Source organism: Mesorhizobium sp. WSM4906, from assembly GCF_029674625.1.
In the GTDB taxonomy this organism is placed as follows: domain Bacteria; phylum Pseudomonadota; class Alphaproteobacteria; order Rhizobiales; family Rhizobiaceae; genus Mesorhizobium.
In genome coordinates this window covers 6,603,927-6,625,236 of record NZ_CP121355.1, presented here as the reverse complement: position 1 = coordinate 6,625,236, position 21,310 = coordinate 6,603,927, and the positions used below count along the sequence as shown (strand labels likewise).

The window sequence follows — 21,310 nt, the reverse complement described above, 5'->3', positions numbered from 1 at the left end:
TCATCCGGTTCGCGTATCAGCGACAGATTGAGGGAACGCAGCCGGCAGACACCGGGAAGGCATATCCATGCAATCCGTTCACATTGTCAGTGCCTATGACGAAGAGCTGAAATTCCTGTCGAAGCGCATCGCCGCCATGGGCGGGCATGCCGAGCGCATGGTCGAGCAGGCGATCGCGGCCCTGGTCAACGCCGATCCGGGCCTTGCCCAGAAGGTCATTCAGGACGATCTCGTCCTCGACGAGGGCCAGCGCGAGATCGACGACAAGGCGATCATCATCATCGCCAAGCGCCAGCCGATGGCGACCGATCTGCGCGAGATCGTCGGCGCCATCCGCATCTCGGCCGACATCGAGCGCGTCGGCGATCTGGGCAAGAACGTCGCCAAGCGCGTCGCGGCCGTCATCGACGGCCGCCAGCCGAACAGCCTGTTCCGCGGCCTCGAAGCGCTGGCCGACCTCGCCCTGACGCAGCTCAAGGAAGTGCTCGACGTCTATGCGTCGCGCTCGGTCGACAAGATCGGCTTCGTGCGCGACCGCGACGACCAGATCGACGCCATGTACACCTCGTTGTTTCGCGAGCTCCTGACCTACATGATGGAGGATCCGCGCAATATCACGCCCTGCACGCATCTGCTCTTCTGCGCCAAGAACATCGAGCGCATCGGCGATCACGCCACCAACATCGCCGAAACCATCTACTACATCGTCACCGGCGACCAGATGCCGGCCGATCGACCGAAGGGCGACAAGACCGACCAGGTGGTGTCCCCGGGGACGGTATCGGCTAAGTGAACAGGCGGCCTCTCGAACGGCTTTCTAATTTAGGCTAAGCTCCTCCAGGTACAGCGATTTTGTCAGTCGCTGTCTCGGGAGGTTGCGATGGAACAAGTTCGAAACCTGACCCCGGCCCGCCAGCCGCCATCCGGCATCATTGCGTCCAGCGTGTATTCCGCCGGCAAGCGCATCGCCGACATTCCGATCGAAGAGGCTGGTGTATGGGCGGCAAGGCCCGGCCATGTCGTCTGGATCGGCCTGCTCGAGCCGGACCGCAACCTGTTGCTCAGGGTGCAGGCGCAGTTCCATCTGCACGATCTGGCGATCGAGGACGCCGAGCACCCGCATCAGCGGCCGAAGCTCGAGCAATATGGCGACGCCTTGTTCATCGTTGCCCGCACCGCCCAGCTGATCGAAGGCCGCGTCACCTTCGGCGAGACCCATCTCTTCGTCGGCACCGGCTATATCGTCAGCGTCAGGCACGGTCCGTCGACCTCCTACGCCCCGGTGCGCCAGCACTGGGAAAGCTGCCCATCCTCGTTGGCCAAGGGCGAGGATTTCGTCCTCTATGCCATCCTCGATTTCATCGTCGACAACTACATGCCGGTGCTCGAGCAGATCGAGGACGAGGTCGAGGCGATCGAGGACAAGGTGCTGCTGAAGCCGATGAGCGGCACTGATATCGAACGGCTCTACATGTTGCGCCGCGACCTGCTCAGGCTGCGCAACGCGGCGCTGCCGCTGGTCGAGGTCTGCCGGCGGCTCACCAGCGCCGAGCTGCCGCAGATCCACGCCGCCATGCATCCGCTGTTCCGCGACGTGACCGACCACATCCGTACCGTGCAGGAGAAGGTAGACAGCCTGCGAGAGGTTCTGGCCTTCGCCTTCGAAGCCAGCCTTCTGGTCGGACAGAGCCAGGAAACGGCGATCTCCAAGAAGCTTGCCTCATGGGCAGCCATCCTGGCAGTGCCGACGGCCTTCGCCGGCATCTACGGCATGAACTTTACGGACATGCCGGAACTCAAGATGGAATATGGCTACCCGAGCGTGCTGGTGGCGATCGCGCTGATCTGCGCGTTTCTGTACTGGCGGTTCAGGAAGAATGGATGGCTGTGAGAGAGAGCGAATAGCGAATAGCGAATAGGGAACAACGCAAAAAACGGCTTGCTCCCTGTCAGAAGCTAAGCCGTTTTATTCGCTATTCGCTATTCGCTATTCGCTATTCGCTATTCGCTATTCGCTATTCGCTCAGCGGCTTCTGCGCCGCTCCGCCGCCGGCTGGAAGGCGACCCGGGCGTGATATTTGCAGTACGGGCCGGTTTCTGCGGCGTCGTTGCCGCAGAAGCTGAAGTCTTCCGACAGCGGATCGCCGTTCGGCCACTTGCAGGTGCGCTCGGTCAGCTCGACGAGCTGCAGGTTGCGCGAGATCGGCACCACGACGTTTTCGACCGGGCGGATGTAGTGGCGCGCCACCGGCTCCGCGTCGAACTGCACCTGCAGCGCGGTCGCGCCGATGGAGGCCGTCACGTGACGTGCAGCACTTGCGGCTCGAGCCACCGATTTCTGCATCGAGGCCCCTTGCGTCGCCTTCTTCTGGCGCGCCGGCGCGGCGGTCGCGCGGCCGCGGCCCGACAGTTTCAGGCGATGCACCTTGCCGATGACGGCGTTGCGGCTCACGCCGCCGAGCTGTGCGGCGATCTGGCTGGCGCTCAGACCCTCCGACCACAATTTCCTGAGAAGTTCGACCCGCTCGTCAGTCCAGTTCATGAGACCGCGCTCCTGCTGAGGCGTACGGCAGTCAGAATCCCTTCCCGCCCCGGCTCCCGCCGGGCAAACAACACCACATATACCGGGTGATTAGATCCGCCGCACGAAATCTAGCTATTTCTCAACTACAATTACCTTATGCGCTGACTCGGTGACAAGAGTCCCCAGGGCAACACGATTCGGTTTTTTCGGTTTTCCCCAACTTGCCTGACCGCTGATGAGCCGGCGTGCCGTCGGGGACTTGCCGCGCGCTTCTGCGCGACGTTTTCGTTGACTTCATGGCCGAAAAACATGATAAGCCGCAAAGGCCGCCGCATTGGCGGCTTTTTTGATTTCCGGTTCCGGAGACGCATATAATGAGCGGTTCGGCGCTTTACGAGACTTTTGCTCGCGCACCCCTGGCTTTCGACCGCGGGGAGGGGACCTGGCTGGTCACCGACAAGGGCGAGCGATATCTCGATTTCGCCGGCGGCATCGCCGTGAACTCGCTGGGCCACAGCCATCCGCACCTGGTCGCGGCGCTCACCGAGCAGGCCGCCAAGCTGTGGCACGTCTCGAACCTTTACGAGATACCGGAGCAGCGCCGGCTGGGCGAACGGCTGGTCGAGGCGACCTTTGCCGACAAGGTGTTCTTCACCAATTCCGGCGCCGAGGCGCTGGAATGCGCCATCAAGACGGCGCGGCGTTACCATTTCGTCAAGGGCCATCCGGAGCGTTTCCGCATTATCACCTTCGAGGGCGCCTTCCATGGCCGCACCCTGGCGACCATCGCCGCCGGCGGCCAGTACAAATATCTCGAAGGCTTCGGACCGAAGGTCGAGGGTTTCGACCAGGTAGCGTTCGATGACATCGACGCCGCCGAAAAGGCGATCACGCCGGAGACCGCGGCGATCCTGATCGAGCCGGTGCAGGGCGAGGGCGGCATCCGCCCGGTGCCGACGCAGTCGCTGAAGCGCCTGCGCCAGCTCTGCGACCAGCACGGCCTGCTTCTGATTTTCGACGAGGTCCAGTGCGGCATCGGCCGCACCGGCAAGCTGTTCGCACATGAATGGAGCGGCGTGACCCCCGACTTGATGGCGATTGCCAAGGGTATCGGCGGCGGCTTCCCGATGGGGGCCTGCCTCGCCACCGACGAGGCCGCGGCCGGCATGACGGCCGGTGTGCACGGCACCACCTTCGGCGGCAATCCGCTGGCGATGGCGGTGGGCAATGCCGTGCTCGACGTCGTGCTGGCCGACGGCTTCCTCGAGGATGTCCAGCGCAAGGCGCTGCTGCTCAAGCAGGGCCTTGCCGCGGTCGTCGACGAATATCCCGACGTCATCGAAGGCATCAGGGGAACCGGCCTGATGCTTGGGCTGAAATGCGCCATGCCCAACACCAAGGTGAACATGGCGCTGCGCGACCAGCACTTGCTCGCCGTGCCGGCCGGCGACAACGTCATTCGTCTCTTGCCGCCGCTCACCGTCACCGACGAAGAGATCGGCGAGGCGCTGAAGCGCATCCGCGCCGGCGCCAAGGGCTTGACCGACGCCATTGCGGCCGAAGCCGCGAAGTAATTCTGGAATTTGCCGATGAGTGTTCGCCACTTCACCGACCTGTCAGCCGTTTCCGCCGGCGACCTGCGCTCGATGCTGGACGATGCGGTGGCGCGAAAGACCAGGCTCAAGGCCGGCGAGCGTTCGAAGCCGCTCGAAGGTAAGGTGTTGGCCATGATCTTCGACAAGCCGTCGACGCGCACGCGCGTTTCCTTTGATGTCGGCATGCGCCAGCTTGGCGGCGAGACGATCATGCTGACCGGCACCGAAATGCAGCTCGGCCGTTCCGAAACCATCGCCGACACCGCCAAGGTGCTGTCGCGCTACGTCGACGCCATCATGATCCGCACCACCTCGCATGAACGGCTGCTGGAGCTCACCGAAAACGCCACCGTTCCGGTCATCAACGGGCTCACCGACGACACCCACCCGTGCCAGCTGATGGCCGACATCATGACCTACGAGGAGCATCGCGGTCCGGTCGCCGGCAGGACCTTCGCCTGGACCGGCGACGGCAACAATGTGCTGCACTCGCTGCTCGAAGCCTCGGCGCGGTTCCGCTTCAACCTTAACGTCGCGGTGCCGGAAGGCAGCGAGCCGTTCGAGAAATACGTCGACTGGGCGAAGGCCAATGGCGGCAAGGTCAGGTTTGCCCACTCGGCCGAGGAGGCAGTCGACCAGGCGGATTGCGTCGTCACCGACAGCTGGGTGTCGATGGGCCAGGAGCATCGCGCCCGCGGCCACAACGTCTTCCTGCCTTACCAGGTCAACGCCGCGCTGATGGCCAAGGCGAAGTCCGACGCGCTCTTCATGCACTGCCTGCCGGCGCACCGCGGCGAGGAGGTCACCGACGAGGTGATCGACGGGCCGCATTCGGTGGTGTTCGACGAGGCCGAAAACCGGCTGCACGCCCAGAAAGCGGTGCTGGCCTGGTGCCTGGGCGCTTGAGAAGGCCCGACTTGAACCGGGTTGTCTTGATCCGGACCAACTTGATCTGGCGATGTGTGATGCCTATTTGCGGGCCATCACGCAAATCGAACGCGCTTCGACCCATGCCGCCTGCAAAGCGGGATGGACGCGCCCCGGAGCTTTGTCATGTTGGAAACCCGTCCATTGGCTGATCATCAACTCAAACTCGGTGAATTCGGCTTCGCCGGCGACGACCATGTCGTGCCTTACGAAGTGGCGCCCCTCGACGTGCGCGGTCGCACCGTGCAGCTCGGGCCGATGCTCGACGCCATTCTCAGCCGTCACGACTATCCCGAACCGGTCGCGCGGCTGCTGGCGGAAGCCTGCGTGCTCACCGTGCTGCTCGGCACGTCGCTGAAGTTCGAGGGCAAGTTCATCCTGCAGACCCGCACCGACGGGCCGGTCGACATGCTGGTGGCCGATTTCACCACACCGCATGCGCTGCGCGCCTATGCGCGCTTCGACGCCGACCGGCTGCAGGCGCTGGTGGCCTCGGGCGAGACTTCGCAGGAGAAGCTGCTCGGCACCGGCGTTCTGGCGCTGACCATCGACCAGGGCGCCCACACGCAGCGTTATCAGGGCATCGTCCAACTCGACGGCACGTCGCTGGAGGACGCCGCGCGCACCTACTTCCGCCAGTCCGAGCAGATCCCGACCGATCTGAGGATGTCGGTTGCCAAGCTGGTGACGCCGGGTCCGGGCGGCGCCCGCGAGCAATGGCGCGCGGGCGGCATCCTGGCGCAGTTCCTGCCGCAGGCGCCGGAGCGCATGCGCGTGCCCGATATTTCGGGTGGCGACGGCGATCCGCGAGACGTGGCGCACGAACCGGCCGACAATTCATGGCGGGAATTGCTGGCGCTGCTCGGCACCATCGAGCCGACGGAGCTGATCGACCCCACGGTGGGCGCCGAGCGGCTGCTCTACCGGCTGTTCCACGAGCACGGCGTGCGCGTCTTCCGCAGCGTTCCCGTCGCCGACCAGTGCTCCTGCTCGCGCGAGAAGATTCGCGGCATCCTCGAAGGCTTTTCGGCCGAGGAGATCGAGGACAGCACCGAGGACGGCGGCATCCATGTCGCTTGCGAGTTCTGCTCGACGCAATACGACTTCGATCCGGCGGAATTCGCGGGCGAGTGAAATTCTTTCCTTCTCCCCGTTCCACGGGGAGAAGGTGCCCGAAGGGCGGATGAGGGGCAGTGCCAACGTCGGCGATGTCGGAACCCCTCGCTCCGTCCGAAAGAAATCGAAACCTTGGCGCCGCCCCACATTGCACTGCCGGGCATTTCTCCCCGTAAAACGGCTACGGCGTGCACACATTTCCAAGCGCTGGTCTTTGGCGATAGCGTGCATGGCAGCTTGGCGCATGCATTGTCTTATGTAGCGCTGGTCGACCCCCACTCCGTCTCGGCTTCGCCGAGCCACCTCTCCCCCGATCGACGGGGTAGAGGAAAGGCGCCAAGCCTTTTGCCGTCAACGCTCGTCCAGCAAGGCTCCCTTCCTTTCCCTCCGGAGGGGGAAAGGTGGCGCTGCGAAGCAGCGACGGATTGGGGGAACCACGTGGCAATCAAGCCTCGGCCTCATCAGTCACGCCAATCACAGAAGATGTGTGCATAGCGTAGCGTAAAACGGGGAGAGAGGCTGTCGCGGGCATTTTCGCCAACCGCCAAACTCGCTAATTCACCGTGCGCCTCGTCCCCGGCATATCGAGGGAGAAGGCCGGGATGGCGACATCGAACGTCTCGCCGCGTCCGTTGCGCATCGTGTAGTGGCCGACCATGATGCCGGACGGCGTCGAGAGTGGGCACCCCGACGTGTACTGGTAGCTGTCGCCCGGGTTGAGTTCCGGCTGGTCGCCGACGACGCCGGCGCCACGCACCTCCTCGACGCGGCCGCGTCCGTCGGTGATGTGCCAATAGCGCGACAGAAGCTGCACGAACTCGTCCGACCGGTTGTCGATCGTCACCTGATAGCCCCACACATAGCGGTCCTCCGACGGATCGGAACGATCCTCCAGATAGAACGGCCTGACCTGCACTTCGATGTTGCGCGTCACGGCGCGATACATGGGCCACTCCGGTTTGCCGGCTAGGGAACATTTACCGCGCTCCGCGGTTGTTACACGAAGCGCCGTCCATCCTGCCAGATTCTAGCGCAGTTGCCTAAAAACAATGTCATTTAAGTGACACATGACAATGTTGGTGTGCAGAAACTATGCGGGCGACTCGGGCGCTCTGTCGACTGATGAAACGGCCGCGGGCGGCCCTTCCGGAGTGACCAGAACTCGATGGAACTGACCTTTGCAGCCGCCTTTGCTTCGTCAGCCCTTCTTCTTTCCAATTTTGCCAGCATCCTGCTCGCCTCGTCGCGATTGAAGCCCAGGCGCCTCATTCCCCCGTTCGCCGGCAAGCAGCCGCCGGTCTCCATCATCGTGCCGTCGCGCGGCGTCGAGCCATTCGCCGAGGAGACGCTCAAGCGCGCCTTCTCGCTCGACTGGCCGCGTTATGAGCTGATCTTCTGCGTCACCCAACCGGAGGACCCGGTGGTCAAGTTGATCAATGCCGCGATCGTGCGCTTCCCGAACGTGCCGGCGCGGCTCTTGATCGGCGAGGACAGGATCAGCGCCAATCCCAAGCTCAACAACTGCGTCAAGGGCTGGCAAGCGGCCCGGCACGACTGGGTGATTCTCGCCGATTCCAACGTGCTGATGCCCAAGGACTATGTCCAGCATCTGATGGCGGCCTGGCGAAGGGATACCGGCCTCGTCTGCTCGACGCCGGTCGGCTCGCGGCCGGACGGCTTCTGGGCCGAGGTCGAATGCGCCTTCCTCAACACGCTGCAGGCGCGCTGGCAATATGCCGGCGAGGCGGTCGGCCTTGGCTTCGCTCAGGGCAAGAGCATGTTGTGGAACAAGTCGATGCTCGACGCAAACGGCGGCATCCAGGCGCTGGCCGCCGAGCCCGCCGAGGATGCCGCAGCCACCAAACTGGTCAACAGCCTGGGCCTCCGGGTCAATCTCGTGGCCTCGCCCTTCGAACAGCCGCTCGGCCAGCGCACGCTCGTCGAAGTCTGGTCGCGCCAGGCGCGCTGGGCGCGGCTGCGCCGCGTCACCTTCCCGCAGTTCTTCGCGCCCGAGATCCTGACCGGCGTGGTTGTGCCGCTGATTTTCGCGCTGATTGCGGCGGCAAGCGCCGGCGTCAGCCTCCCCACCACGGCGCTTTGCGTGCTGGCGGTCGCCTATGTGCCGGAGTGCCTGCTTGCATGGTCCAAGGGCTGGTACCTGTCGCCGCGCAGCGTCACCGCGATGATCGTGCGCGACGCCATGCTTCCCATCGTCTGGTCGCGCGGCTGGCTGGGCGGCGTCGTCGAATGGCGCGGCAACGCCATGACGATCCGCACCGGGGAGATGACCGAACTCGAAGAGATTGCCTGAGCCGGCTGCGGCTCAAGCAATCTCTTTGCGGCCACCGTTACCGCGCTGCCCTCAGCGCCTGTTCGACGTCGTTGAGCAGATCGTCTGTATCCTCCAGACCGACGGAGAGCCTGAGCGTGCCGGGCCCGATGCCGAGTTCGGCGCGCGCCTCGTCGCTCAGGTTCTTGTGCGTCGTCGTGGCCGGATGGGTGATCAGGCTCTTGGCGTCACCGAGATTGTTGGAGATCAGCACGATGTCGAGCGCGTTCTGGAGGGCGAAGGCCGCCTGCTTGCCGCCCTTGACGTCGATACAGATCAGCGTCGAGCCGCCAGACATCTGCTTCCTGACGACGTCCGCCTGCGGATGGTCGGCCCGCCCCGGATAGATGACGCGGGCGATCTCCGGCCGGCCGGCCAGGAAGTCCGCGATCCTGCCGGCGCTTTCCGTCTGCTGGCGCACGCGCAGCGGCAGAGTCTCCAGGCCTTTCAGCAACGTCCAGGCGTTGAAGGGCGACAGGCTCGGGCCGGTGTGCCGGAAATAGTCGTGCAGGTTCTCGTCGATCCATTTCTTGTCCGACAGGATGACGCCGCCGAGGCAGCGGCCCTGTCCGTCGATATGCTTGGTCGCCGAATAGACCACGACATGGGCGCCGAGCTGCAACGGCTTCTGCTGCAGCGGCGTGGCGAATACGTTGTCGACAATCAGCCTCGCGCCGATCGAATTGGCTAAAGCGGCGACGGCGGCGATGTCGACCACTTCCAGCGTCGGGTTGGTCGGGCTTTCCAGGAAGAACAGCTTGGTGTTCGGCCTGACCGCTTTTTCCCAGTTGGCGATGTCGGTGCCGTCGACCAGCGTCGCCTCGATGCCGTAGCGCGGCGCCAGCGTCTCGACCACCCAGCGGCAGGAGCCGAACAGCGCCCGCGCCGCAACGATGTGGTCGCCCGCCTTCACGCTGCAGAGCAGGGCGGCGGACACGGCTGCCATGCCGGAAGCAGTGGCGCGGGCGTCTTCCGCGCCTTCCAGCGCGCACATGCGCTTCTCGAACATGTCGACGGTCGGGTTGGCGTAGCGCGAATAGATGAAGCCCGGCTCCTCGCCTTTGAAGCGGGCTTCCGCAGCTTGCGCCGTTTCGTAGACATAGCCCTGGGTGAGGTACATCGCCTCGGCGGTCTCGCCGAAGCCGGAACGCAGCGTGCCGCCATGCACGAGTGCCGTCTGAGGCTTCCAGTTGCGCGTCTTGGTCATCGCCCTACTTCCACTCGCAAAGAACAGTCCAAACACAAAAAAACCGGCCGCGATGTCGCAACCGGTCCATATGGCCTTGCGGCCAGCGGTCCTTTAGCGACTTGTTTAACGTGGCTGCAAGCCGACCGGCCAAATCACCACGGGATAACGACCCTTTAGACCCGCGCCGCGCTTGCGTCAATTGCCGGCTTGATTAAGAGGTTTGTACCAGGCAGCTAGCGCAAGCCGTCTACGGTTTTTCGGCAGGCGCCTGCAAAAGAACCACGCGCTTGCCCGGCCTTCGATCGGAGCCAGACCTTGCGGCAGACAGGCATTCTTCCGGATCAGGACATCGCGGCGCTGTTTGCGGCGAATGCGCTGACGTCGCCGCGCGCGCTCGACAGCGACCAGATCCAGCCGGCCAGCCTCGATCTCAGGCTCGGCGACACGGCCTTTCGCGTGCGCGCCTCCTTCCTGCCCGGTCCCGATCATCTGGTGGCCGACAAGCTCGACCGGCTGAAGCTGCACGAGATCAGCCTTGCCGAAGGTGCGGTGCTGGAGACGGGCTGCGTCTACATCGTGCCGTTGCTCGAGAGCCTGGCGCTGCCGGCGGAAGTGTCGGCTTCCGCCAACCCGAAGAGCTCGACCGGGCGGCTGGACATCTTCACGCGTGTCATGACCGACCGCGGCCACGAGTTCGACAAGATCGCCGCCGGCTACCGTGGCCCGCTCTACCTCGAGGTCAGCCCGCGCACCTTCCCGATCGTCGTGCGTGCCGGCTCGCGGCTATCGCAGATACGCTTCCGTGTCGGCAACGCGGTGCTCTCGGAGAGCGAACTGCGCGACCTCCACCGCGCCGAGATGCTGGTCGCCACCGAGCCGCCCAACATCTCCGGCGGCGGCATCGCGCTCTCCATCGATCTCGACGGCGACAAGGACGGCCTTGTCGGCTATCGCGGCAAGCACCACACCGGCCTCGTCGACGTCGACAAGCGCGCCGCGCAGGACGTCGTCGACTTCTGGGAGCCGCTCTACAAGAGCGGCGCCGGCGAGCTGGTCCTCGACCCGGACGAGTTCTACATCCTGGTCTCTCGCGAAGCCGTGCACGTGCCGCCGCTCTATGCCGCCGAGATGACGCCCTTCGATCCGCTAGTCGGCGAGTTTCGCGTCCACTATGCCGGCTTCTTCGACCCGGGCTTCGGCCATTCCGCCGCCGGCGGCAGCGGCAGCCGCGCCGTGCTCGAAGTGCGCAGCCACGAGGTGCCGTTCATCCTCGACCACGGCCAGATCGTCGGCCGCCTGGTCTACGAGCATATGCTCAAGCGCCCACGGGCGCTTTACGGCACCGATCTCGGCTCCAACTATCAGGCGCAGGGGCTCAAGCTCTCCAAGCATTTCCGCGCCGCGCGCTGAGCTACGCGGCGGCCAGACTGTGCTTGCCTGGCCAACCGCACCATGCTTGGCTGCGCGTAACTGGCATTGAACCTGATCGAGGGAGACGAAAATGCGGATATCCAGATGGATCATATCGGCAGCGGCCGCAGCCATGCTGGTGCTCGGCGCCGGTTCGGCAGGCGCAGCGGAAAAGATCAAGATCGGCACCGAGGGCGCCTATCCGCCCTTCAACACCATCACGCCGGACGGCAAGGTCGAGGGCTTCGACATCGACATCGCCAATGCGCTCTGCGCGCAGATGAAGGTCGAATGCGAGATCGTCACCCAGGACTGGGACGGCATCATTCCGGCGCTGCAGGCCAAGAAATTCGACGCCATCATCGCCTCGATGAGCATCACAGAGGAACGCAAGAAGCAGGTCGCCTTCACCCACAAATACTACACCACGCCGCTTTCGCTGGTCGCCTTGAAAGATAGCGACATCGCCTCGACCGAGCCTGCCGCTCTCGCCGGCAAGACGGTCGGCGCCCAGGCCTCGACCACCCAGGCCAACTATGCCCAGGACGTCTACGGCAAGGCCGGGGCCGAGGCGAAGCTCTACCCGACCCAGGAAGAGGCGGTCACCGATCTCCTCAACGGCCGCCTCGACGCCGTCATCTCGGACAAGTTCGTGCTGGTCGACTGGATGAAGAAGGCGAGCGACGGCTGCTGCAAGCTGGTCGGCGACGTCAAGGGCACCGAGACCGAGGCCGGCATCGCCGTGCGCCTGGAGGACACCGCGCTACGCGACAGGCTGAACGCCGCCATTGACGCCATCGTCGCCGACGGCACCTACAAGAAGATCCAGGCGAAATATTTCGACTTCGACATCTATTGAAGCCGGAGCTGCCTTCGGTCAGCCGCGAAACAGCGCCTGTTTCGCGGCGCCGAGGCACGCGTTGAAGCTGCCGATAAAAAGCAGCTCGCGTCCAGCTAGATGCGTTTTACCCCAGAATGAAGCCTGTCGCGTGGCATCAAGCGATGCCTTTGATCCCTTCAACGGGAATAGCTGATCGTTCACGCACCCAAGAACATAGGCACGAGCGGAGTCAATGCGGCAAGGCTTGGCTCTGTCGTTCAATGTGGCGCCACGAAGTTTTGAAATCCGTAGATCGGCATTTCGCATCAGGAAGCTGGTTTGATTTCGTGAATATCCGGTGCCCAGCAGTCGGTTGGTCATCAGGGCGCGCGCCTCGCCATAGGAGGTCTTGCTGCATTGTGCGGCGCCATAGGCCGCGGATGACCAGCAAGCGATCAACAGAGCGATGCCCAGATTTCTGGCGCTTGGCGGAATATGGCCCATTGACCCGGTTCCAAGTTGTTCGCGAGATCAAAGCGCCTTCACCGCCACCTTCACCGGCTTTTCGATCTCCAGCGGGTTGCGCAGCGGCAGGCCGAAATCCTTGGCCTCGATCTCGAACACGTCGCCGGCCTCGGTCCTGACGCCGTCGGCGAAGGAGAGCGTCGCGGTGCCGAACATGTGCACATGCACGTCGCCTGGCTGGCGGAAGGCTGAATATTTGAAGTGATGATGCTCGAGATTGGCGATGGTGTGCGACATGTTCGCTTCGCCCGACAGGAACGGCTTTTCCCAAAGCACCTTGCCGTCGCGCCAGATGCGCGATGAGCCTCTGATGTCGGCGGGCAGGTCGCCGATCAGGATTTCCGGTCCGAACGAGGCGTTGCGCAGCTTGGAATGGGCGAGGAAAAGGTAGTTCACCCGCTCGGTCACATGGTCGGAGAATTCGTTCGACAGCGTGAAGCCGACCCGGAACGGCGCGCCGTCATCGCCGATGACATAGATGCCGGCGATCTCCGGCTCCTCGCCGGCGTCCTGCGCGAAGGCCGGCGACATCAGCGCCGCGCCCGGTGCCACCGCCATGGTGCCGTTGCCCTTGTAGAACCACTCCGGCTGAACGCCGATCTGGCCCTTGGCCGGCTTGCCGCCTTCCAGCCCCATGCGGAACATCTTCATGGAATCGGTGAGCTGCTCTTCGCCGTCGCTGAGCTTCTTGTGCATGGAATCGCGCGTCGCGGCGGAGCCGAGATGCGTCAGTCCGGTACCGGTGAGGTGCAGATGCGCGGGGTCCGGATGGTTGATCGGCGATACCAGCCGCCCCTTCTTGTAGGCGGCGTCGAGGTCGACCGTCTCGCCATAGCCCTTGCGCTCGATCAGCGCTTCGAGACCGGTGCCGGTGCGCGCCGCCTCCATCGCCAGCGAATAGACGCTGCGCGCGCCGTTGATGATCCGGGTCTTGCCGCCGCTGCGGGCAACGACGCGGATCGTCTCGGCGTCGTCGAGGATCTGGGAAATCAGCATGGTGAACCCTCTCTCTTTTGCCTTGGCCGGGCTGCCGACAGCAAAGCCCTGACCAGCGCGGCCCGGAACCGATCCGTGCCACGGTTGAAACTCTTCGTCCGGATTGCGCTCGCGAGCCCGGTCCTTCAGGGGACTTCTTGGCGCCGACGGGTTGCCGGCAGCTCCGCGATCTGGACCCGTATGCCTCCTGCTTCCTCGCCGGAGCGGTTCAGCCTAGTAGCTGGCCCGCTCCAAATATTTGTTTTTGCGCAATTCCGGATGGAAAACCGCCATGCACTTTCCGGAATTGCCCTCGCCCTGTCAGGCCTTGTTCTTGTTGTAGACGTCGAAGATGACGGCGCCGAGCAGCACTAGGCCCTTGACCACCTGCTGCCAGTCGACATTGACGCCCATGATCGACATGCCGTTGTTCATCACGCCCATGATGAAGCCGCCGACCACGGCGCCGATGACCTGTCCGACGCCGCCCATCGCCGAGGCGCCCCCGATGAAGACGGCCGCGATCACGTCGAGCTCGCTGCCGAGACCCGCGGCCGGCACGGCCTGGCCGAGGCGCGCCGCGATGATCAGGCCGCCGAGCGCCGACAGCACGCCCATGTTGATGAAGACGAGCAGCGTCAGCCTTTCGGTGTTGATGCCCGACAGCTGCGCCGCCTTGGCGTTGCCGCCCATGGCATAGATGCGGCGGCCGATGGTCATGCGCTTGGTGACGAAGACGAACAGCGAGATCAGCACGCCCATCACCATAAGCACGACCGGCAGGCCTTTGTAGCTCGCGAACTGGAAGACCAGGAAGAGCGCCAGCGCGCTGCCCACCAGCGTCTTGATGACAAACAGCGGGAAGGGCTCGGCCTCGTAGCCGTGGCGCTCGCGCTTGCGGCGGGCCCTCAGCCCGAAATAGGCATAGGCGAGCACCGCGACCACGCCCAGCACAACCGTCGTCATATGCAGCGTAAGGCCGCTGCCGACGATGGTCTTGCCGGCAGCATTCACCGTCGGTGGGATCAGCGTCAGCGGGCCGATGACGTCCGGGATGAAGCCGGAGCTCAGCGCCTTGAAGCTGTCGGGGAGCGGGCCGACGGAGGAGCCGCCGCCGAGCAGCGCCTGGCAGATGCCGCGGAAGATCAGCATGCCCGCCAGCGTCACGATGAAGCTCGGTATCCTGTGATAGGCGATCCAATAGCCTTGCGCCGCGCCGATAAGCGCGCCGACGATCAGGCAGACGATCGAGACCACCAGCGGATTGCTGAATATGCCGAGCGGCCAGATGACCATCATCATCGCCGCGAGCGCGCCGATGAAGCCGGCGACGGAGCCGACGCTGAGATCGATATAGCCGGCGACGATCACCAGCAGCATGCCGAGCGCCATCACGATGATGAACGAGTTCTGCTGCACCAGGTTGCTGAGGTTGACCGGTTTGAACAGCGTTCCCGACGTCGTGTACTGGAAGAACAGCATGATGACGATCAGCGCGATGATCAGGCCGTATTCGCGCAAATTCGTCGTCAGCGCCGAGACGGCGATGCGCGGACCCTGCTTGACGTCCTCGGCGACGCCGCTCTGCGGCGCGGGAGCGCTGTCTGTGCTCATGATGCTTTTCCTTCTCCGCGAACGATGGCGCGCATGATTTTTTCCTGGCTGGCGTCGCTTGCCGCCATTTCGCCGACGATACGCCCTTCGTTCATGACATAGATACGGTCGCTGATGCCGAGCAGCTCCGGCATTTCCGACGAGATGACGATGATTGCCTTACCCTCGGCGGCGAGGCGGGCGATGATCGTATAGATTTCGTACTTGGCGCCGACGTCGATGCCGCGCGTCGGTTCGTCGAGGATCAGCACTTCCGGGTCGGCGAACAGCCATTTCGACAGCACCACCTTCTGCTGGTTGCCGCCCGAAAGGTTGCCGGTCAGCTGATAGACGCTGGAGGCGCGGATGTTGGTCTTCTTGCGGTAGTCGTTGGCGACGCTCATCTCGCGCATGTCGTCGATGACGCCGCGGCTGGAGACGCCGCCCAGGTTGGCCAAAGTCACATTGTGCTTGATGTGGTCGATGAGGTTGAGGCCGTAGGTCTTGCGGTCCTCGGTGACATAGGCGATGCGGTTCTCCACCGCCTTGCTCACCGACGAGAGGTCGATCGGCTTGCCGTGGAGCGACACCTCCCCGGTGATGTGCCGGCCGTAAGAGCGGCCGAACAGGCTCATCGCGAATTCGGTGCGGCCGGCGCCCATCAGCCCGGCGATGCCGACCACCTCGCCCTTGCGCACATTGAGGTTGATGTTCTTGATGACCTGCCGTTCGGCGTGGATCGGATGGTAGACCGACCAGTTCTTCACTTCGAAAATGACGTCGCCGATCTGCGGCTCGCGTGGCGGATAGCGGTCGTCGAGCGAACGGCCGACCATCGAGGTGATGATGCGGTCCTCGCTGATCTCCTTCCTGGGCAGGGTTTCGATCGTGCGTCCGTCGCGGATCACCGTCACCTTGTCGGCGACGCGGTTCACCTCGTTGAGCTTGTGCGAGATCAGGATCGACGTCATGCCCTGGCGCTTGAACTCGAGCAGCAGATCGAGCAGCGCCTGGCTGTCCTTCTCGCTGAGCGAAGCGGTCGGCTCGTCGAGGATCAGGAGCTTCACTTCCTTGCTCAGCGCCTTGGCGATCTCGACCAACTGCTGCTTGCCGACGCCGATATTGGTGATCAGCGTCTTGGGATCTTCCTTGAGGCCGACCTTTTTGAGCAGCGCGCCGGTGCGCTTCTCGTTGGCGTTCCAGTCGATGACGCCGTAGGTGGCGTGCTCGTTGCCGAGGAAGATGTTTTCCGCGATCGACAGCATCGGCACCAGGGCAAGCTCCTGGTGGATGATGACGATGCCGATATGCTCGCTGTCGTGGATGCCCTTGAAGTGGCACTCCTGGCCGCGGAAGACGATCTCGCCTTCATAGGTGCCGGACGGATAGACGCCCGAAAGCACCTTCATCAGCGTCGACTTGCCGGCGCCGTTCTCGCCGACGATGGCATGGATTTCTCCTTCCTCGACGCTGAGGTTGACGTTCGACAGCGCCTTGACGCCGGGGAACGTCTTGGTGATGTCGCGCATCTCCAAAATCGTCGAGGTCATCAGGAATTCCACTCCCTGGCGCATGCTTTCCGTTTCCGGAATGGGTCATGCGCGAAATCAACATACTGCAGTCTGGTCCGCGCCGCGACGGCGCATGGCGCTGCAGAGCCGGCAAAAACAATACCGGGCTCGCCGTTGAACGAAAAGGGGCCCTGCGTCGCGCAGGACCCCTCGTTTTCAAGCCGGATTACTTCAGCTCTTCGGCCTTGATGTAGCCGGAGTCGACGACCAGCTTCTCGTAGTTCGACTTGTCGACCTCAACCGGCGTCAGGAGGATCGAGGGAACGACCTTGACATCGTTGTTGTAAGTCTTGGTGTCGAGGCCCTCAGGCTTGCCGCCCGACAGCACCTTGTCGACCAGCTCCACGGTCGACTTGGCCAGCTCGCGGGTGTCCTTGAACACCGTCGAATACTGCTCGCCCGAGATGATCAGCTTGACCGAGGCGGTCTCGGCATCCTGGCCGGTCACGATCGGCCAGGGCTGCGCGTCGGTGCCGTAACCGACGGCGCGCAGCGAGGCGGTGATGCCGCGCGACAGGCCGTCATAGGGCGACAGAACGCCATCGACGCGGCTGCCGTCCGAGTAGTTGGCCGAGAGCAGGTTGTCCATGCGAGCCTGCGCGGTGGCGGCGAGCCAGCGCAGCGTACCGACCTTGTCCATGCCCATCTGGCCGGATTTGATCTTGATCGAGCCGTCGTCGATCAGCGGCTGCAGGACCGACATCGCGCCGTTGTAGAAGAAGAAGGCGTTGTTGTCGTCGGGCGAGCCGCCGAACAGCTCGACGTTCCACGGCTTGGTGTTCGGGAAGCGCTCCTTGAGGCCCTTGACCAGGGAATTCGCCTGGATGACGCCGACGCCGAAATTGTCGAAGGTGGTGTAGTAGTCGACATTCGGGGTCTTCTTGATCAGGCGGTCATAGGCGATGGTGACCACGCCGGCGTCGTTGGCCTTCTGCAGCGCATCGGCCATCGTGGTGCCGTCGATCGAAGCGATGATCAGCGCCTTCGGACCCTTGGTGATTTCGTTTTCCAGCTGGCTGAGCTGGTTCGGGATATCGTCCTGCGCATACTGCAGGTCGACCGTGTAGCCGAGCGCTTCGAGCTGGGACTTGACGGCGTCGCCGTCGTTGATCCAGCGCTGCGAGGTCTTGGTCGGCATCAGCACGCCGACAAGACCCTTGTCGGCTGCATGCGCCGAATAGGTCGTGGCGGCAATGCCAAGGGCCGCGATGGCGGCCAGCGTCTTGATGATCTTCACATTACTCTCCCTGGTTGATGGACGCGACACCTCGGGGCTTCGCGGGCCGCGCAGTCGAACAGGAGCGCTGGCGCGCCACTGTCGGCTTTATCGATCTCCGGTATCCTCCCAATCGGCCCCGCGGCGCAGTTTCAATCGATACGATTTTGCTCGTTGCCGATCGTTGCGCCTCGGAACGCGCGAAGGGTGGGTTCCTTTGACATAACTGTCAAATGCGATCTTTGGTGGTTGCTATACCGAAACTGGTATGATTTAGCATGCGGTAAGAACTGGCGGAGAGGCTGGTAAATCATGGCGGCGCTGCGCGATCCCGATGCGATTTCAGTAAGTTACGAGAAGCTCCCGGGAGACGGGGAGACGCTTCTGCGCAGCGGCTTGAGCCTGCGCCATATGCGCATGATCGCCGCGCTCGACGATCACGGACGGGTGAGCGCCGCCGCCCAGGTCATGAACATCTCCCAGCCGGCCGCCTCGCGCATGATCGCCGAGATGGAGGCGGTGCTCGACGTTAAGTTGTGCGAGCGCCTGCCGCGCGGCGTGACGCTGACCCCTTACGGCCAGGCGCTCGCCAGGCGCGCCCGCTCGATTCTGCTCGAGATGCGCGAGGCCGACCGCGAGATTTCGGAGCTCAAGGCCGGCAAGGGTGGCTTGGTGTTCCTCGGTGCCGTGACCGCGCCGGCGATCGAATTGGCCGTGCCGGCGATTCGCGAGATCCGCCGCATCTACCCGCGCATCGAGATCACCATGCAGGTCGAGACCTCGAACGTGCTCGCCCGCGAACTGATCGCATCGCGCCACGATTTCATCATCGCCCGCATTCCTGACGACCTCAACCCGCGGCTGTTCGAATCGCGCGTCATCGGCATCGAGAAGGCTTGCCTGATCGTGCGCCGCGGCCATCCGCTCGCCAGCGGCAAGATGGTCGGTCTGGAGGAGACGGCCGCCTATGACTGGGTCTTCCAGTCCGGCGGGTCGCCGCTGCGCCAGGCGATGGAAAGCAATTTCCTGAATCGCAACATCCCGCTTCCCGACCGCATCCTCAACACCTCTTCGCTGCTCTTGACGCTGGTGATGGTGGCGCAATCCGACGCTATCGCCCCCGTTTCGGTCCAGGTGGCCAAGTTCATCCAGAGCGCCGACGGGCTGTCGGGGGCGATCGACGTCGTGCAGACCGAATTCGACATCGAGGTCAGGCCCTACAGCCTGATCACGGTCAAGAACCGCGTGCTCTCGCCCGCCGCCAAGATGCTGCACGACTTCATTTTGCGTGAAGTGGGGTAATGGAACGAGAATGCTACTTGCACGTTCAAACCGATCGGCGGCTCGCTGGAGCTTGATGCGGTGAGGGACGAGCCGCCGATGCTCAACAGCTCGGGAGGTTTCGATGGAACGTCGGTTGTTTCTGACTGGAATGCTTGGCGTTGCGGGGGCGGCAGCGCTTGCAAGCCTGGCCGGACCAGCCAAGGCGGTTGCGGGCATCCCCAAGGGCAACGGAATTCTCGATGAATTGGACAAGCCGGATCCGGCCATCTACGAGGAGGATGACCAGACCGATCTGCTGCAGCCGGCTCAGTATTACTACCGCCGTCGATATTACCGCGATCGATACTATCGCCGCCGCCGGCGGCGCGTTTGGAGACGGGTCTGCCGCCGCTACTGGCGCTATGGCCGGCGTCACGTCCGCTGCTGGCGCCGCCGCGTCTGGATCGGCTTCTACCTCTGAGGCAACAGCAACCGCGTACCCCTGCGCCTGCCGGGTGAATTGCTGACTGGGTCTTGCGCCGGTGTGTGCAAGGTCCAATGGCTCGCTTGCAGACCGCCGCCGACTCCACGCTTGCGCATGCTGGTCGGTCTGAGGTCGATCCAATGCAATTCCGCGCCGCGGTCTCTGCAGCCCCGGGGATTCGGTCGTGTAAAAACCGGCGTAAAACTGCGCAATTTGGCCGCTCGTGGAGTCTGGCTCAAACCCTTGCGCTGCAAGGTGGAGCGGGTAGCGGGAATCGAACCCGCGCGTTCAGCTTGGGAAGCTGACAGGCTACCATTACATCATACCCGCGCAGCAGCCTCGTTACCATGATGGCGGGGCCTCAAGCAATCGGCTCTCGTCGCGAGACCTCGGATATGTTTCGACGCCCGTCAGGGTCATACGCGGGCCGACAATGGCGCGGCCCTGCTTGATGCCGGACAACCAAGTGCGTATTTCTGAAGTCGCGCTTCCGAATCGGAGCAGCTCGAACCGGAGAACGGCCTTGTCCGCACTGACACGCTTCCTCGGCGATACGCCACTCAGGGTGCTCGTGAAGCTGCTGGTGGTTTCCTTCCTCGTCGGCCTCGTCATGCACGCCTTCGGCTGGAGCCCGATGGATGTGTTCTATGGCATCCGCCAGTTCTTCGTCGATTTGTGGAATGTCGGCTTCCACGCCATCGACCGCTTCCTGGGCTATATCCTGTTCGGCGCCGCGATCGTCGTGCCGGCCTTCATCCTGCTCAGGCTCGCCAGCTACAGGAAGTGACCTAGGCGAAGCCGGCCGCGACCTCGAACAGGATGGCATGGCGCTGGGCAAGCGCCGGCACGTCCGTCGAATAGCCGCCGCCGATGACGCCGCACAGCGGGATGCCGCGAGCGCGGAAATGGCCGATCACCGCCTTATCGCGGGCGCGTAGGCCGTTATCCGTCAACGACAGCCGGCCAAGCCGGTCCTCGGCATGGACATCGACGCCGGCATTGTAGAAGGCGATATCCCATCGCCTGCTTGCCGATAGTTCCGGCAGGATGGCGCCGAGCCGGTCGAGATAGGCGGCATCGCCGGTGCCGTCGGGCAAGGCGACATCGAGATCGGAGGCGATCTTGCGCGCCGGATAATTGCGTTCGCCATGCATGGAGAAGGTGAAGGCGCGGGGTTCATCCTTCAGGATGTCCGCCGTGCCGTCGCCCTGATGCACGTCGAGATCGACGATCAGGATGTTTCCGACTGCGTGCTCCGCAAGCAGTGCCAGCGATGCGACGGCCACGTCGTTGAAGGTGCAGAAGCCCGCGCCTTGCGCGCGCCTGGCATGATGGCTGCCGCCGGCGGCGTTGCAGGCAATGCCGTGTTTCAGCGCCAGCCGCGCCGCCAACACCGTGCCGGCGGTGGCAAGTTGAGCCCTGAGCGATACGCGCTGGCCGACCGGAAAGCCGATCTCGCGCTCGATCCTCGCCGGCACCTCGCAGGCCAGCACCTGGTCGACATAGTCGCCCGCATGCGCGAGCTTCAGCCACGCCGCCGGCGCCGGTTCCGGCATCGAAAGCGCTTCCGGAACGGCCAGGCCGCGGGCGCGCAAGGCCGCCATCAGCAACGGATACTTGCTCATCGGAAAGCGATGGTTGACGGCAAAGCCGGCGTCGTAGTCGGGGTGGTGGACGATCTGCAAAGCCATGATGGGCAGCCTGCGCCAGAGCTGGAATTCGGTTGGCCGTCACCGGTTAGCGATTGCGCGGCAGCGGCAAACTGGGGCACAT

At 63.8% G+C, this 21,310-nt stretch carries 20 protein-coding genes, 1 tRNA gene and 1 riboswitch; of the genes, 11 read left to right on the top strand and 10 right to left on the bottom strand.

What is annotated here, in order from left to right; genetic code table 11:
- The first annotated feature begins 67 nt into the window (after positions 1-67).
- Both phoU and QAZ22_RS31940 read left to right on the top strand, forming a co-directional pair.
- Positions 68-793: a phosphate signaling complex protein PhoU gene (gene phoU, locus QAZ22_RS31945; protein ID WP_278204873.1), complete on the top strand. Its 726-nt coding sequence runs from the start codon at positions 68-70 to the stop codon at positions 791-793.
- Positions 794-880: 87 nt separating this feature from the next.
- Positions 881-1,891, top strand: a complete 1,011-nt coding sequence (locus QAZ22_RS31940) for a magnesium and cobalt transport protein CorA (protein ID WP_278204872.1) — start codon at positions 881-883, stop codon at positions 1,889-1,891.
- Positions 1,892-2,023: 132 nt separating this feature from the next.
- On the opposite strand, the gene QAZ22_RS31935 is transcribed toward QAZ22_RS31940, so the two are convergent.
- The gene (locus QAZ22_RS31935) at positions 2,024-2,542 is read right to left on the bottom strand and encodes a GcrA family cell cycle regulator (protein ID WP_278204871.1); all 519 of its coding nucleotides are present in this window, start codon (positions 2,540-2,542) and stop codon (positions 2,024-2,026) included.
- Positions 2,543-2,898: 356 nt separating this feature from the next.
- Between QAZ22_RS31935 and QAZ22_RS31930 the strand changes: the two genes are divergently transcribed.
- From QAZ22_RS31930 to QAZ22_RS31920, 3 genes are all read left to right on the top strand, one after another.
- Complete coding sequence (locus tag QAZ22_RS31930; RefSeq protein ID WP_278204870.1) at positions 2,899-4,098, top strand: aspartate aminotransferase family protein; 1,200 nt, start codon at positions 2,899-2,901, stop codon at positions 4,096-4,098.
- Between the two features lie 15 nt (positions 4,099-4,113).
- Positions 4,114-5,025, top strand: a complete 912-nt coding sequence (gene argF / locus QAZ22_RS31925; protein ID WP_278204869.1) for an ornithine carbamoyltransferase — start codon at positions 4,114-4,116, stop codon at positions 5,023-5,025.
- Between the two features lie 123 nt (positions 5,026-5,148).
- Complete coding sequence (locus QAZ22_RS31920) at positions 5,149-6,180, top strand: Hsp33 family molecular chaperone (RefSeq protein ID WP_278204868.1); 1,032 nt, start codon at positions 5,149-5,151, stop codon at positions 6,178-6,180.
- A 535-nt stretch (positions 6,181-6,715) separates the two neighbouring features.
- Here QAZ22_RS31920 and apaG read toward each other — a convergent pair.
- A complete protein-coding gene (gene apaG, locus QAZ22_RS31915) occupies positions 6,716-7,108 on the bottom strand; it encodes a Co2+/Mg2+ efflux protein ApaG (RefSeq protein ID WP_278076170.1) in 393 nt (130 codons plus the stop codon).
- A gap of 219 nt (positions 7,109-7,327) precedes the next feature.
- Between apaG and QAZ22_RS31910 the strand changes: the two genes are divergently transcribed.
- A complete protein-coding gene (locus tag QAZ22_RS31910) occupies positions 7,328-8,473 on the top strand; it encodes a ceramide glucosyltransferase (RefSeq protein ID WP_278204867.1) in 1,146 nt (381 codons plus the stop codon).
- A gap of 37 nt (positions 8,474-8,510) precedes the next feature.
- On the opposite strand, the gene QAZ22_RS31905 is transcribed toward QAZ22_RS31910, so the two are convergent.
- On the bottom strand, positions 8,511-9,698 hold the full coding sequence (locus QAZ22_RS31905) for an O-succinylhomoserine sulfhydrylase (protein ID WP_278204865.1): 1,188 nt from the start codon (positions 9,696-9,698) through the stop codon (positions 8,511-8,513).
- Positions 9,699-9,771: 73 nt separating this feature from the next.
- Positions 9,772-9,849, bottom strand: a riboswitch (SAM riboswitch).
- A gap of 146 nt (positions 9,850-9,995) precedes the next feature.
- On the opposite strand from QAZ22_RS31905, the gene QAZ22_RS31900 reads away from it, so the two are divergent.
- Complete coding sequence (locus tag QAZ22_RS31900; protein WP_278204864.1) at positions 9,996-11,090, top strand: 2'-deoxycytidine 5'-triphosphate deaminase; 1,095 nt, start codon at positions 9,996-9,998, stop codon at positions 11,088-11,090.
- A gap of 133 nt (positions 11,091-11,223) precedes the next feature.
- Positions 11,224-11,949, top strand: coding sequence for an ABC transporter substrate-binding protein (locus tag QAZ22_RS31895; RefSeq protein ID WP_347566960.1), 726 nt, complete (start codon positions 11,224-11,226; stop codon positions 11,947-11,949).
- 18 nt (positions 11,950-11,967) lie between these two features.
- Here QAZ22_RS31895 and QAZ22_RS31890 read toward each other — a convergent pair whose 3' ends face one another.
- From QAZ22_RS31890 to chvE, 5 genes are all read right to left on the bottom strand, one after another.
- Complete coding sequence (locus QAZ22_RS31890) at positions 11,968-12,414, bottom strand: hypothetical protein (protein WP_278204862.1); 447 nt, start codon at positions 12,412-12,414, stop codon at positions 11,968-11,970.
- Positions 12,415-12,441: 27 nt separating this feature from the next.
- Positions 12,442-13,431: an AraD1 family protein gene (araD1, locus tag QAZ22_RS31885; RefSeq protein ID WP_278204860.1), complete on the bottom strand. Its 990-nt coding sequence runs from the start codon at positions 13,429-13,431 to the stop codon at positions 12,442-12,444.
- Between the two features lie 300 nt (positions 13,432-13,731).
- Positions 13,732-15,024: a multiple monosaccharide ABC transporter permease gene (gene mmsB / locus QAZ22_RS31880; protein WP_278204859.1), complete on the bottom strand. Its 1,293-nt coding sequence runs from the start codon at positions 15,022-15,024 to the stop codon at positions 13,732-13,734.
- Entirely contained in the window at positions 15,021-16,553 is a 1,533-nt protein-coding gene (mmsA, locus tag QAZ22_RS31875) for a multiple monosaccharide ABC transporter ATP-binding protein (RefSeq protein ID WP_278208009.1), read from the bottom strand. The genes mmsB and mmsA overlap by 4 nt, the downstream gene beginning before the upstream one ends.
- Before the next feature lie 187 nt (positions 16,554-16,740).
- A complete protein-coding gene (chvE, locus tag QAZ22_RS31870) occupies positions 16,741-17,811 on the bottom strand; it encodes a multiple monosaccharide ABC transporter substrate-binding protein (protein ID WP_278076177.1) in 1,071 nt (356 codons plus the stop codon).
- Positions 17,812-18,102: 291 nt separating this feature from the next.
- On the opposite strand from chvE, the gene QAZ22_RS31865 reads away from it, so the two are divergent.
- Together QAZ22_RS31865 and QAZ22_RS31860 are read left to right on the top strand one after the other, a co-directional pair.
- Positions 18,103-19,092 (top strand): LysR family transcriptional regulator, encoded by a 990-nt coding sequence (locus QAZ22_RS31865; protein ID WP_278204858.1) that lies wholly within the window; start codon positions 18,103-18,105, stop codon positions 19,090-19,092.
- Positions 19,093-19,195: 103 nt separating this feature from the next.
- Positions 19,196-19,534: a protamine-2 (modular protein) gene (locus QAZ22_RS31860; RefSeq protein ID WP_278204857.1), complete on the top strand. Its 339-nt coding sequence runs from the start codon at positions 19,196-19,198 to the stop codon at positions 19,532-19,534.
- A gap of 259 nt (positions 19,535-19,793) precedes the next feature.
- On the opposite strand, the gene QAZ22_RS31855 is transcribed toward QAZ22_RS31860, so the two are convergent.
- Positions 19,794-19,867, bottom strand: a tRNA-Gly gene (locus QAZ22_RS31855).
- A 193-nt stretch (positions 19,868-20,060) separates the two neighbouring features.
- On the opposite strand from QAZ22_RS31855, the gene QAZ22_RS31850 reads away from it, so the two are divergent.
- Positions 20,061-20,324 (top strand): DUF6460 domain-containing protein, encoded by a 264-nt coding sequence (locus tag QAZ22_RS31850; protein ID WP_278204856.1) that lies wholly within the window; start codon positions 20,061-20,063, stop codon positions 20,322-20,324.
- Between the two features lies 1 nt (position 20,325).
- Here QAZ22_RS31850 and QAZ22_RS31845 read toward each other — a convergent pair whose 3' ends face one another.
- Entirely contained in the window at positions 20,326-21,228 is a 903-nt protein-coding gene (locus tag QAZ22_RS31845) for a histone deacetylase (RefSeq protein WP_278204855.1), read from the bottom strand.
- Positions 21,229-21,310: the final 82 nt, after the last annotated feature.